The organism is Lysobacter spongiicola DSM 21749 (genome assembly GCF_900167055.1).
Lineage (GTDB): Bacteria > Pseudomonadota > Gammaproteobacteria > Xanthomonadales > Xanthomonadaceae > Novilysobacter > Novilysobacter spongiicola.
Genome location: NZ_FUXP01000001.1, coordinates 587,200 through 599,505, shown reverse-complemented (window position 1 = coordinate 599,505; position 12,306 = coordinate 587,200). Strand labels below are relative to the sequence as shown.

Below are 12,306 nucleotides of genomic sequence, written 5' to 3'. Positions count from 1 at the left end.
CTCCTACGAGGGCGGAGGGGCTGGAAGGGCGAACTGGCGGTATGCGAAGTAGGCCAGGCCGGTGCCGCCGGTCATCAGCGCGGGCAGGTAGAGCGTGGCGTAACCGAAATGCATGAACAGCCATGCCCCCAGCAGGCCGCCGCCGAAGAAGAACGCGATGACCAGCGTACACAGGGCGAGCCGGCGGCGGCCCAGCGGCAGCCCGCGCAGCGCATGCCCGAGCATGATGCCCAGGTCGGTGAACATGCCGCTGACGTGCGAGGTACGGATCAGTGCGCCGCTGTAGGTGGTGGCCATGGCGTTCTGCAGCCCGCAGGCGACGGCCGCGAGCATCGGACCGGCCAGGTGCTGCTGGCGGAACAGCGGGATGGCCAGCAGCAACAGGACCGATTCGATCGTGAGGGCGACGCCATAGCGGCGCCCGAGCCGCAGGGTGCTGTCCTGGATGATCAGGCCACTGAGCATCGAGCCGAAGACAAAGGCCGCGATCATGGCGCCCAGGTGCAGCACCGCGGTGCGGTCGCCGACGACCAGCGCCGCCCCCAGCAGCGAGGTATTGCCGGTGAGGTGGGTGATCGCCTGTTCCTGGAAACCCAGGAAGCCGACCACGTTGACGATACCCGCCACCGTGGCCAGCGCCGCTCCGCCCACCCATACCCAGCCGGCGAACCGCTCGGCCATCGTGCTACAGCACTTCCGAAGCGTAGTCCGCCAGGCGCGAGCGCTCGCCGCGGCGCAGGGTCACGTGGGCGCTGTGCGGCCAGTCCTTGAACCGGTCCACCGCGTAGGTCAGGCCGGACGTGGTTTCCGTCAGGTAAGGCGTGTCGATCTGCTCGACGTTGCCCAGGCAGATGATCTTGGTGCCCGGGCCGGCGCGGGTGATCAGGGTCTTCATCTGCTTGGGCGTGAGGTTCTGCGCCTCGTCGAGGATCAGCCAGCGGGTGAGGAAGGTGCGCCCGCGCATGAAGTTCAGCGAGCGGATCTTGATGCGGCTGGCGAGCAGGTCGTTGGTCGCCGCGCGGCCCCAGCTGCCGCCTTCCTGGTTGTGCGTGAGCACCTCGAGGTTGTCGGTGAGCGCGCCCATCCACGGCGTCATCTTCTCTTCCTCGGTGCCCGGCAGGAAGCCGATGTCCTCACCGACGCTGACCGTCGCGCGGGTCATGATGATCTCCCGGTAGCGCTGCTGGTCCATCGTCTGGGCCAGTCCGGCGGCCAGCGCAAGCAGCGTCTTGCCGGTGCCGGCGGTGCCGAGCAGGGTGACGAAGTCGATGTCCGGGTCCATCAATGCGTTGAGGGCGAAGTTCTGCTCCCGGTTGCGCGCGGTGATGCCCCAGACCGAGCGCTGGCTGTGCCGGAAGTCCTCGACGATCTGCAGCACCACCTTGTCCGGTCCCACCTGGTCGACCTTGAGTTCGGCTTCGTCGTCGCCCGGCAGGTACAGGTACTGGTTCGGATACCAGTCATCGCCCTCGACGCGGGAAATCTCGTAGTAGGTACGGCCGCGGTCGGTCCAGGATCGCAGTTCCTTGCCGTGGCGCTTCCAGAAGTCCTCCGGCAGTTCGGTGGCGCCGGTGTACAGCAGGCTGAAATCGTCCAGCGCCCGGTCGTTCTCGTAGTCCTCCGAGCGGATGCCGGCGATGGCCGCCTTGATGCGCAGGTTGATGTCCTTGGAGACGAACACCACGTCCATCTCCGGCGCACCTTCCTTCAGCGCGAGGATGGCCCCGAGGATCGCGTTGTCCGGTACCACGGCGCCGAAGCGCTTGCCTGCGTCGAAGTCGCCGGTCTGGAACAGCAGGCAACCGACGCTACCGGCGCCGCGCAACTGCAGCCCCTGGGGGGATGCCAGCGGGATGCCGGTCTGGATCCGGTCGGTGCCGGCCGCTTCGACCAGCTCGTTGAGGAAGCGGCTGACCTGGCGCGCGTTGCGGCTGGCTTCGGACGTGCCCTTCTTGCCGTTGTCGAGCTCTTCGATCACCTGCATCGGCAGGTAGACATCGTGCTCCTCGAACTTGAACAGCGCCGTGGGGTCGTGCATCAACACGTTGGTGTCCAGCACATAGGTCCGCTTGCTTCTCGTCATCGCGCACTCCACTGGGGTTGGCTCACGGCAAAGCCCACCACGGACCCGCGCGGCGGGGTGGTGGGAGAAAAATGGGGAGAGGTGGTCACCGGTTCGCGGCGGCCTTGAGTGCGTCGAGCACGGCTTGGGCATGTCCCGGTACTTTCACCGGTTGCCATGTCTGGGCGATGACGCCTTCGGGATCGATAAGGTAGGTGCTGCGGACGATGCTCATCACCTTGCGGCCGTACATGTTCTTCTCGCGAATCACGCCGAACGCGTTGCACAGCGATTCGTCCTTGTCGCTGACCAGTTCGAAATCGAAGCCCTGTTTGGCGCGGAAGTTCTGGTGCGACTTCACCGAATCCCGGGAGACGCCGAGGACGGTGGCGCCCAGCCTCTGGAACTCCGGAAGCAGGTCGTTGAAGTCACGCCCTTCGTTGGTGCAGCCCGGGGTGCTGTCCTTGGGGTAGAAGTACAGCACCACCCAGTGGCCGGCATGCTCGCCGAGGGTGGTGGTTTCCCCGCTGGAAAGCGTGAGGGGCAGGGTGGTCGGGACGGTGTCGCCGGTATCGAGCAAGGGACGCTCCTCAGAACTTCATCGGGTCCATGATGGCATCGAGGTTCAGGTGGTCGCAGAACTCCAGGAAATCGTCGCGCAGCGCGGCGATGTGCATGCTCGCCGGCACGCCGATGGTGATCTGCGCCGAATACATGTCCGCGCCGGTCTGCATGGCGCGATAGCGCGAGCAGTGCAGGCTCTCGATGGTGATCCCCTGGCGGTCGAAGAAATCCGCCAGCTGGAAGGTGATGCCCGGCTTGTCCGCGGCCACCACTTCGACCACGTACGGCAGCAGGTCCGATCGCACCTCCTTCTCGCTGGTGCGGTACCAGACCAGCTTCAGGCTCTCTTCGCGCTCCAGGCGCGCGAGCATCGCTTCGAGCTTGGCGATGGCGTCCCATGAGCCGACGGCGAGCGCCGTCATCGAAACATCCCGCCCGACGGTCGACAGCCGCGCATCGGCCAGGTTGCACCCGCTGTCAGCCACGCGCCGCGACACCGGCAACAGCGGCGATTCCGGATGCGTCGTATAGGCGTTGATCAGGAGATGGTTTTCGTTGGGCGACGGTCGGGGGGTGGGATCGGTCAAGACGGCGCCTGCAATGGAGAAAACTGGCTTCCGGATGCCCGGTTGCTGCCTGGGGCCGGATACTGAATGACGTCCCGCGAACGGGTCGTGATTGAAAAGCAGCATACTTGCCCGTGCTTTCGCGCCGCAAGTAACATCAGCCGGCACCGGCCCCCGTGGCCGGACGCGCATCCCGTCCCCAGCCAAAGGCCTTCCCTTGCGACTTTCCGGCAGCATCACCGCGTTGGCCACTCCCTTCGATGTCGATCGGGAGCTTGACCTGGATGCATGGCGTCGCCTGATCGACGCACAGCTGGAAGGCGGCACGGAGGCGGTGGTGGTCGCCGGGTCGACCGGCGAGGCGGCAGCGCTTTACGACGCCGAGTTCGACGCACTGGTGCGCTCCGCGGTCGAGCACGTCGCGGGGCGCATTCCGGTGGTGGTCGGAACCGGGCTGTCCAATACCGCCAAGACCATCGAGCAGACCCGCCGGGCGCGCCTGCTGGGTGCCGATGCCGCGCTGGTGGTGACGCCGCCGTACGTGAGGCCGACGCAGGCCGGGCTGGTGGCGCATTACCGCGCAGTCGCCGACGACGGCGCGCTCCCGCTCATCCTGTACAACGTGCCCGGCAGGACGGGTTGCGACATGCAGCCCGACACCGTCGGCGAGCTGGCCAGCCATGGCCGGATCATCGGCATCAAGGAGGCGAGGGACGACGCGGCGAGGATGGAAGCGCTGCTGGCGGTCAAGGCCGACGGTTTCGTGGTCCTCACCGGCGATGATCCGACCGCGTGCCGCGCCATGCTGGCTGGTGCCGATGGCGTCATCTCGGTCGCGTCCAATGTGTTGCCCCGATCCTTCCGCCGGCTGTGCGAGCTGTCGCGCGTCGGCAAGCGCGACGCCGCCGAGGGGTGGAACGAGCGCCTCGCGTCCATCGTGGCATTCATGGGCGTGGAGCCGAACCCGATCCCGGTGAAGGCGCTGCTCGCACTGCAGGGCATCGGCCACGGCCTGAGGTTGCCGCTGCTCGCCCTGTCCGATGACCATCATTCCGAAGCGGCTTCGATCGGCGCCTCGATCCGTGAACTTGAAGCCGCCTGCGACGCCGTCGAGGCCTGACTGGAGATCCACATGCCTTCCATCCCCCAGATGTCCCGCCGCACGATGTCCCGCACCGCCTTGGGCAGTGCCCTTCTCGTGGCGCTCGTCGCCACCTCCGGCTGCAGCTGGTTCCGCAAGACCGACGACCTTTATGCGCAGGCGCCGCAGAACCGCCCGCTCGAAGTGCCGCCCGACCTTGACGTGCCCGCCGGCCATGGCGCCGCCGCACCGGCAGGTTCGGTCACCGCCTCGCAGGCGATCGCTGCCGCCCCCGGCGCCGCACCGGCGCCCGCGACAAACGGTGCCACCGCGAGCGCCGCGACCGGCTTCATGGTGGAGGGCAACAGGGACGCGGTGTTCGCACGTGTCGATGCCGCCCTGGCCGGAATCGACGGTGTCGAAGTGGCGAGCCGGGCGGAGCTGCTGGGTGCCCTGGACATCAACTACATGGGCAGCAACTTCCTGGTCCGTGTCAGTGACGCGCAGGGTGGCTCGTATGTCTCGGCGGTCGACCCGCGCGGTACGCCGGCCAACTCCGAGGCGTCCACGCGACTGATCGCACTGCTACAGGAAAGCCTGGCGGCAGCCGCCAACTGAGGCTCAACGTTCCAGCAGATCCAGCTTGCCCGGCTTGCCTTCCCAGTCCTTGGCGTCGGGCGGCGGATCCTTGCGGGTGGTGATGACCGGCCACTCCTTGCCGAGCTCGGCATTCAACTGGATGAAGACTTCCTGGCCGGCGGGGACGTCGTCCTCCGGGTAGATCGCGTTGACGGGGCACTCGGGCTCGCACAGGGTGCAGTCGATGCACTCGTCGGGGTCGATCACCAGGAAGTTCGGCCCTTCATGGAAGCAGTCCACCGGGCACACCTCGACACAGTCGGTGTACTTGCACTTGATGCAGTTCTCGGTGACGACGAAGGGCATGGACAGGTTCCAGTAGGGCGAGCCCGGCAATTGTAGCCATTCGGGCAGTGGCGACCCAGAGCGCGGGCGGCATCTATAAAGAAGAAAGCCCGCACATCACTGTGCGGGCTTTCGGTATTGGCGCTCCCTACGAGATTCGAACTCGTGTTTTAGCCTTGAGAGGGCCACGTCCTAGGCCTCTAGACGAAGGGAGCAGATCCGCGCCGGACTCTCAACGTCACGCGGCTTGCTAGTATAGTGGGCTAATTCGTGCCCGGCAACGGGTGCCCCCGAAATTTTCCAAGCCGCGGCGACGCCCGCTCGATGCCAGACAACGACCAACATTCCAGCCCCACCCTCCGGATCATCCCGCGCGACCAGCACAACGTTTCGCGCAAGGACATCAGCCCCAACGCCCTGCGGGTGCTGTACCGGCTCCGCGACGCCGGCTTCGGCGCCTACTTGGTGGGCGGTGCCGTCAGGGACATCCTCGTAGGCGGCCACCCCAAGGATTTCGACGTCGCCACCGATGCGACGCCCGAGCAGGTCAGGCAGTTGTTCCGCAACTGCCGGTTGATCGGCCGGCGCTTCCGGCTCGCCCACGTGGTGTTCGGCCGGGAGATCATCGAGGTCGCCACTTTCCGGGCCAACGTGGACGACGGCAGCGGCGACCGGGAACTGCACGAGGGCGGGCGCCTGTTGCGCGACAACGTCTACGGCTCGATCGAGGATGACGCGGTACGGCGCGACTTCACCGCCAACGCGCTGTACTACGCGGTCGAGGACTTTTCCGTCCGCGACTACACCGGCGGCTTCGAGGACGTCCAGAACCGCCTGATGCGCCTCATCGGGGATCCCGAAGCGCGCTACCGCGAGGATCCGGTGCGCATGCTCCGGGCGATCAGGCTCTCGGCGAAGCTGCAGTTCGATATCGAGCAGGCCACGGCCGCACCGATTCCCGCCCTTGCGCCGCTGTTGGCGGAAGCAGCGCCGGCGCGCTTGTTCGAAGAGTGCCTGAAGCTGTTCCTCTCCGGGCATGCGGTGGAGAGCTTCCTGAGGCTGGAGCGCCACCAGCTGCTGCCGGCCCTGTTCCCGGAAACCGCGGCTGCACTGGCGGCCAACCGGAGCGGCGCCCTGCGGAAGATGCTGCTCGCAGGGCTCGAAGGTACCGACAAGCGAGTGGCCAATGAGGAGCCGGTATCGCCGGCGTTCCTGTTCGCGCTGCTGTTGTGGCCGGCTTATTGCCGGGCCCTGATCGCGCTGCAAGCGCAGGGCGTGCATGCCAGCGAAGCACAGCGGCGCGCGGCCGACCGGGTGACGGTGCACCAGCTGGACATGGTTGCGTTGCCCCGGCGTTTCTCTGTCCCGATGCAGGAGATCTGGCTGTTGCAGTCCCGCTTCGGCACGCGCCAGCGCAAGCGGGTGTTCCGCATGCTCGCCCATCCGCGCTTCCGCGCGGCGTTCGATTTCCTCAGTCTCCGGCTGGTCGCTTCCGACGAGCACGCCGACGACGTCGAGTTCTGGCGCGAAGCCCAGCTGCAACCGGGCGATGCGCTGTCGGCGCAGCTTCCGGGACACCAGGGGCCGGTGGCATCCGAGGCGGGAGAGGGCGGGGAAGATGCCGGTGAACCCCGGGCTCGTCCACGCCGTCGACGCCGCAAGCCCGCAGCCGCCGGAGAATGAGCACGCCGGTGGTCGCATTCGTCGGCCTCGGCAGCAACCTGGGGGACAGCGCCGGCACCATGGAGCAGGCCCTGCGGGGTCTGGATACCATCCCGGGCAGCCGCCTGCTCCGCCGGTCCCGTCTCTATCGGACGCCGGCCTGGGGCGTAACGGATCAGCCGGACTTCCTCAACGCGGTCGCCATGCTTCAAACCACGCTGCCGGCGCGGGAGTTGCTGCAGGAACTGCTGGAACTCGAGCGCGAGGCCGGGCGCGTTCGCCGGGAGGACGGGGCCGACCGCTGGGGACCGCGGACGCTTGATCTCGATTTGCTGATGCATGGCACGTCGCACTTCGACGAGGCCGGGCTCTGCGTGCCACACCCCCGCCTGCACGAACGCGCGTTCGTCCTCCTGCCGATGCTCGAGATCGCGCCGGAGGTGGTCGTGCCGGGTCGTGGTCCGGCACGCGAACTGCTCGACGCGATGGATGCCGACGGCATCGAAGCGCTACCGTATGCCGACCCGCTGCCCCCCGGCGCGACCTGCTGAGGCTCCCCCATGTACACCTCCGCCCCCGATGCTCCCAGGCGCTCGCCCTGGACCGTACCCAGATTGCGCGAGGCCAAGCGCGAGGGCCGCAAGCTCGCCATGCTCACCTGTTACGACGCCGGCTTTGCGCGCGCGATCGACGATGCCGGCATCGATCTGGTGCTGGTTGGCGATTCGCTCGGCATGGTGGTGCAGGGGCGCAGCAGTACGCTGCCGGTCACGGTGGACGACATCGCGTACCACACCCGCTGCGTCAGGCGTGGCCTCTCGTCCGCCTTGTTGGTCGCCGACATGCCGTTCCAGTCGGATGCCTCGCCCGCGCTTGCGCTCCAGGCGGCCACGCGCTTCCTGCAGGCGGGTGCGGCGATGGTGAAGATCGAGGGCGCGGGGCCGAAGCTGGAGGTGATCCGTTACCTCGTCGAACGCGAGATTCCCGTGTGCGCCCACCTTGGCCTGACGCCACAGTCGGTCCTGCGGCTGGGTGGATACAAGGTGCAGGGACGTGATGAAGCGGCAGCCGCCCGGTTGCGCGAAGACGCACGCGCGGTGGCCGAAGCGGGCGCCGAACTGCTCGTGCTCGAATGCGTGCCTTCGCCGGTCGCGGCCGCGGTCACCGCCGACGTTGACATCGCCACGATCGGGATCGGCGCGGGCCCCGGCTGCGACGGGCAGGTGCTGGTGCTGCACGACATGCTCGGGCTGGACAGTGGCCACCGGCGTCCAAAGTTCGTCAAGGATTTCCTGGCCGAAGGCGGATCCGTGCCCGGGGCGGTGCTGGCATACGTCGACGCCGTCAGGGAAGGGCGCTTCCCGGATGCCGCCCACTCCTATGACTGATACCTTCGCCGTCATCCCGGCCGCGGGCCGCTGTCGATGATCCAGACCGTTACGCAATTGCCGGAACTGCGCAGCAGGGTCGGCCGATGGAAGAGTGAAGGCCTGCGGGTCGCGTTCGTGCCGACCATGGGCAACCTTCATGCCGGTCATCATTCGCTGGTCGCCCTGGCACGCTCCCGGGCTGATCGGGTGGTCGCCAGCGTGTTCGTCAACCCGACCCAGTTCGGCCCGGGCGAGGACTTCGAGCGCTACCCGCGCACGCCCGACCAGGACGTGGCGGGACTGGGTGAGGCCGGAGCCGACATCGCGTGGCTGCCCGATGTCGAAATCATGTATCCGTATGGCGTGGAGGGGACGGTGCACGTGCGCGTACCGGGGGTCACCTCGATGCTGGAGGGCGAACACCGCCCGGGACACTTCGATGGCGTGGCCACGGTGGTGTCCCGGCTGCTGAACCAGGTGGCGCCGGACATTGCGGTCTTTGGCCGCAAGGATTACCAGCAACTGGCGGTCATCCGGTACATGGTGCGGGACCTGGCGTTCCCCGTGGAGATCGTAGCCGCCCCTACGCTGCGTGAACCGGATGGACTCGCGATGAGTTCCCGCAACCAGTTCCTGAGCTCGGAGGAGAGGCGCCTCGCGCCGGAGATCCACCGCTGCCTGCAGGAGATGCGTGACGCGATGACGGCCGGCACGCCGCGGGAAGAGGCAGAGCGCCAAGCCCGCGACCAATTGACAGCTGCCGGCTTCCAGGTCGACTACGCAGCCATCCGCCGTCCGGACCTGCTGGAACCGGAGCCCGGCATCAGCGGACCGAAGGTTGCTCTGGTGGCGGCCCGGCTCGGGCGGACCCGGTTGATCGACAACCTCGAGTTCGATACCTGAACGGCCACCCGGGCGTGCGCGTGGGCGCGAGTTGGCGGCCTTCATCGTTCCGCCACCGTTGTGTTGGCATCGTGCCCGCACTGATAAACTTGCCGCTCGCAAACGGCCGCAATTTCGCGGACGGAGTCATCTGAATGCAACTGAATCTGCTCAAGGCAAAGATCCACCGCGCGACCGTCACCCACGCCGAGCTGCACTATGAAGGCTCCTGCGCGATCGACGGCCGGTTGCTCGATATTTCGGGTATCCGGGAGTACGAGCAGGTGCACATCTACAACATCAACAGCGGCCACCGCTTCGTGACCTACGCGATCCGCGGCGAAGAAGGCAGTGGCATCATCTCGGTCAACGGTGCCGCGGCGCATTGTGCGCAGCCGGGCGATCTCGTGATCATCTGCGCCTACGGTCAGTGCGACGAGGCCGAAGCCGCGGGCTTCAAGCCGACGCTGGTGTACGTGGACCGCGACAATCGCCTGACCCACACCAACGATTCGATTCCCGCACAGGCGGCCTGAATCCCCCGGTGGTCATGGAACGGACCAGCATCACCTCCGCAGTCAAGCAACTGCGCGCCCATGCGGCGCGACTGGACACCACCACGATCGGCGACCTGTTGAAGCAGGATCCCTCCCGCGCCGGTCGGCACTGGTTGCGGGTGGGTCCGTTGCAAGCCAACTTCGCCCGCCAACGCTATGACGATACGGCGCTCGAGGCACTGTTCTCGATGGCCGAAACCGCTGGCGTGGCCGAGCAGCTGCGTGCTCTTTTCGATGGGGAGCCGCTGAACCGGACAGAGGCGCGTCCCGCTTTGCACACCGCGCTGCGGGGCGACCTCGGCAGCGCACCGGTAGCGCGTGAGGCCAGCCAGCAAGCCCGCGCCGCCCGCGCACAGATGCGCGCAATGGTGGAACGGATGTCCGGCAGCGGCATCACCGACGTGGTCAGCGTCGGCATCGGCGGCTCCGACCTGGGTCCGCGGCTGGTGGTGGATGCGCTGGCCGGCAGTAGCGGCCAGCGGCTGCGCGTGCACTTCCTGTCCAACGTCGACCCGGCGGCGGCCGATGCCGCGACTGCTGCACTGGACCCGGCCCGTACCGCGGTCCTGCTGGTATCCAAGAGCTTCGGCACCGAGGAGACCCTGCTCAACGGTCGCATCCTGCAACGTTGGCTCGGCGACGACAGCCGGTTGTTCGCCATCACCGCGAACGCGGAGCGGGCCGAGGCGGCGTTTGCCATCCCCCGCGAGCGCATCCTCCCGATGTGGGACTGGGTGGGGGGGCGTTACTCGATGTGGTCGGCGGTGGGTTTCCCGATCGCGCTCGCGCTCGGCATGGACGGGTTCGAAGCGTTGCTGGCGGGCGCCGCCGAAATGGACGCCCACGTGCTCCAGGCGCCGGTGCGGGAAAACCTCGCCGTCCGCCACGCACTCACCGCGGTGTGGAACCGCAACGGCCTGGGCCTCTCCACCCATGCCGTGATCCCGTACGCCGAGCGCCTGCGCCTCCTGCCCAACTACCTGCAGCAGCTCGTGATGGAGAGCCTGGGTAAATCCGCGCGTAGCGATGGAAGGCCGGTCGCCGGCGATACGGTACCGGTGTGGTGGGGCGGAGTCGGTACCGACACGCAGCACAGCTTCTTCCAGGCGTTGCACCAGGGCACCCAGGTGGTGCCGATGGACTTCATCGGCGTGGTCGACACCGGCAGCGCGGAGGCGGAGAACGCCCGTGCGCTACTCGCGAACCTGCTCGCGCAGGCCGAGGCGCTTGCCAACGGGCAGGCTGACGATGACCTCCACCGCAGCTACCCGGGCAATCGCCCGAGCACCATGCTGTTGCTTGATCGACTCGATGCGCGGTCACTGGGCGCATTGGTGGCGATGTACGAGCACAGCGTTTTCGTACAGGGCGTGCTCTGGGAGATCAATCCGTTCGACCAGTTCGGAGTCGAGCTGGGCAAACGCCTCGCCAAGGGGCTGATGCCTGCGCTGAAAGGCGAAGCCGAGGCGGAAGACCCCGTGACGCGCGAACTGCTGGCACGCATCCGCCGCTGAGGTGCGGCGCTGTCGCGCCAGGATCAGCACTCGCGTTCGCGATGCTGCCGGAGCGCCCATTCGACATGCTCCCTCACCAGTCCGTCGGGGTTGTCCCGGCGCGCGTCCAACGCGTCCAGTACGGCGGGCGTGGTGGGTGCGTTCCCCAGCGCCACGGCGATGTTGCGCAGCCACCGCCGGTGGCCGCTGCGGCGGATCGCCGAGCCTTCGGTACGCTGCAGGAACTCCTCTTCGGTCCACGCGAACAGCTCCGGCAGGCTCGCCTCGTCCAGGTTGTTGCGGACGCGGAAGTCCGGCTCGTCGGTGCGCTTGGCGAACTTGTTCCAGGGACAGGCGAGCTGGCAGTCGTCGCAGCCGAAAATCCGGTTGCCGATCGGCTTGCGCAACTCTTCCGGGATGGCGCCGTCGTGTTCGATGGTCAGGTAGGAGATGCAGCGGCGAGCATCCAGCCGATAGGGCGCAGTGATGGCGCCGGTGGGGCAGACATCGATGCATCGCGTGCAGGTGCCGCAATGCGAGGTGGCCGGCGCGTCGACGGGCAGCGGCAGGTCAACGTAGATCTCCCCGAGGAAGAACCATGAGCCGCCATCGCGGTCGATCAGGCAGGTGTGCTTGCCGATCCAGCCCAGGCCAGCGTTGCGGGCAAGGGCCCGCTCCAGCACGGGGGCGGAGTCGACGAACGCGCGGTAGCCGAAGGGCCCCACCAGTTCGGCGATGCGGTCGGCCAGCTTCTGCAGGCGTTGGCGCATGAGCTTGTGGTAATCGCGCCCCAGCGCGTAGCGCGCGACGTATGCCCGCTCGCCATCCGCCAGCGTCTGCCAGGCCTCCTCGTCGTCGCGGCGGCCGTAGTCCAGGCCGACGGAGATCACCCGCAGCGTGCCGGGCAGCAACTCGGCGGGCCGGGACCGCGCGCTGCCATGCCGCGCCATCCAATCCATTGAACCGTGCAGTCCCCGGGCGAGCCAGTCGAGCAGGTGTGCTTCGTCCTCACCCAGGTCCACGCCGCTGATGCCGCAGCGCTGGAAGCCCAGATCGGCTGCGAGTTCGCGGATGCGCCCTGCGAGTTCCGCGGGGTCGGCTTGCGGTTGATTGGGGGCGGGGGCGGACACGGATGCAAGTATAGA

At 67.5% G+C, this 12,306-nt stretch carries 14 protein-coding genes and 1 tRNA gene; 8 read left to right on the top strand and 7 right to left on the bottom strand.

Annotated features, from left to right (window positions below; all coding sequences use genetic code 11):
• Positions 1-3: 3 nt before the first annotated feature.
• The 4 genes from B5D37_RS02795 to B5D37_RS02780 all read right to left on the bottom strand — a co-directional run bounded on the left by B5D37_RS02795 (position 4) and on the right by B5D37_RS02780 (position 3,213).
• A complete protein-coding gene (locus tag B5D37_RS02795; RefSeq protein ID WP_078757156.1) occupies positions 4-681 on the bottom strand; it encodes a YoaK family protein in 678 nt (225 codons plus the stop codon).
• Between the two features lie 4 nt (positions 682-685).
• A complete protein-coding gene (locus B5D37_RS02790; RefSeq protein WP_078757155.1) occupies positions 686-2,083 on the bottom strand; it encodes a PhoH family protein in 1,398 nt (465 codons plus the stop codon).
• 85 nt (positions 2,084-2,168) lie between these two features.
• Positions 2,169-2,642 carry a peroxiredoxin gene (locus B5D37_RS02785; protein WP_078757154.1) on the bottom strand — a complete coding sequence of 158 codons (474 nt, stop codon included), beginning with the start codon at positions 2,640-2,642 and terminating at the stop codon, positions 2,169-2,171.
• A 10-nt stretch (positions 2,643-2,652) separates the two neighbouring features.
• On the bottom strand, positions 2,653-3,213 hold the full coding sequence (locus B5D37_RS02780; protein WP_078757153.1) for a glycine cleavage system transcriptional repressor: 561 nt from the start codon (positions 3,211-3,213) through the stop codon (positions 2,653-2,655).
• 196 nt (positions 3,214-3,409) lie between these two features.
• Here B5D37_RS02780 and dapA point away from each other — a divergent pair, with 196 nt between their 5' ends.
• Positions 3,410-4,312, top strand: a complete 903-nt coding sequence (dapA, locus tag B5D37_RS02775; RefSeq protein ID WP_078757152.1) for a 4-hydroxy-tetrahydrodipicolinate synthase — start codon at positions 3,410-3,412, stop codon at positions 4,310-4,312.
• A gap of 12 nt (positions 4,313-4,324) precedes the next feature.
• Positions 4,325-4,891: a hypothetical protein gene (locus B5D37_RS02770; protein WP_078757151.1), complete on the top strand. Its 567-nt coding sequence runs from the start codon at positions 4,325-4,327 to the stop codon at positions 4,889-4,891.
• A 3-nt stretch (positions 4,892-4,894) separates the two neighbouring features.
• Here the strand turns inward: B5D37_RS02770 and fdxA are convergent, their stop codons facing one another.
• Positions 4,895-5,218 (bottom strand): ferredoxin FdxA, encoded by a 324-nt coding sequence (fdxA, locus tag B5D37_RS02765; RefSeq protein ID WP_078757150.1) that lies wholly within the window; start codon positions 5,216-5,218, stop codon positions 4,895-4,897.
• Positions 5,219-5,336: 118 nt separating this feature from the next.
• Positions 5,337-5,412, bottom strand: a tRNA-Glu gene (locus tag B5D37_RS02760).
• 109 nt (positions 5,413-5,521) lie between these two features.
• Here B5D37_RS02760 and pcnB point away from each other — a divergent pair.
• The 6 genes from pcnB to pgi all read left to right on the top strand — a co-directional run bounded on the left by pcnB (position 5,522) and on the right by pgi (position 11,182).
• The gene (gene pcnB / locus B5D37_RS02755) at positions 5,522-6,880 is read left to right on the top strand and encodes a polynucleotide adenylyltransferase PcnB (protein ID WP_078757149.1); all 1,359 of its coding nucleotides are present in this window, start codon (positions 5,522-5,524) and stop codon (positions 6,878-6,880) included.
• On the top strand, positions 6,877-7,410 hold the full coding sequence (folK, locus tag B5D37_RS02750; RefSeq protein ID WP_078757148.1) for a 2-amino-4-hydroxy-6-hydroxymethyldihydropteridine diphosphokinase: 534 nt from the start codon (positions 6,877-6,879) through the stop codon (positions 7,408-7,410). The genes pcnB and folK overlap by 4 nt, the downstream gene beginning before the upstream one ends.
• Before the next feature lie 9 nt (positions 7,411-7,419).
• Positions 7,420-8,247, top strand: coding sequence for a 3-methyl-2-oxobutanoate hydroxymethyltransferase (panB, locus tag B5D37_RS02745; protein ID WP_078757147.1), 828 nt, complete (start codon positions 7,420-7,422; stop codon positions 8,245-8,247).
• 36 nt (positions 8,248-8,283) lie between these two features.
• Positions 8,284-9,132, top strand: a complete 849-nt coding sequence (gene panC, locus B5D37_RS02740) for a pantoate--beta-alanine ligase (RefSeq protein ID WP_078757146.1) — start codon at positions 8,284-8,286, stop codon at positions 9,130-9,132.
• A gap of 134 nt (positions 9,133-9,266) precedes the next feature.
• Positions 9,267-9,647: an aspartate 1-decarboxylase gene (gene panD / locus B5D37_RS02735; protein WP_078757145.1), complete on the top strand. Its 381-nt coding sequence runs from the start codon at positions 9,267-9,269 to the stop codon at positions 9,645-9,647.
• Between the two features lie 14 nt (positions 9,648-9,661).
• Positions 9,662-11,182, top strand: coding sequence for a glucose-6-phosphate isomerase (pgi, locus tag B5D37_RS02730; RefSeq protein ID WP_078757144.1), 1,521 nt, complete (start codon positions 9,662-9,664; stop codon positions 11,180-11,182).
• Positions 11,183-11,205: 23 nt separating this feature from the next.
• Here the strand turns inward: pgi and queG are convergent, their stop codons facing one another.
• Complete coding sequence (queG, locus tag B5D37_RS02725; protein ID WP_143814092.1) at positions 11,206-12,291, bottom strand: tRNA epoxyqueuosine(34) reductase QueG; 1,086 nt, start codon at positions 12,289-12,291, stop codon at positions 11,206-11,208.
• Between the last annotated feature and the right edge of the window lie 15 nt (positions 12,292-12,306).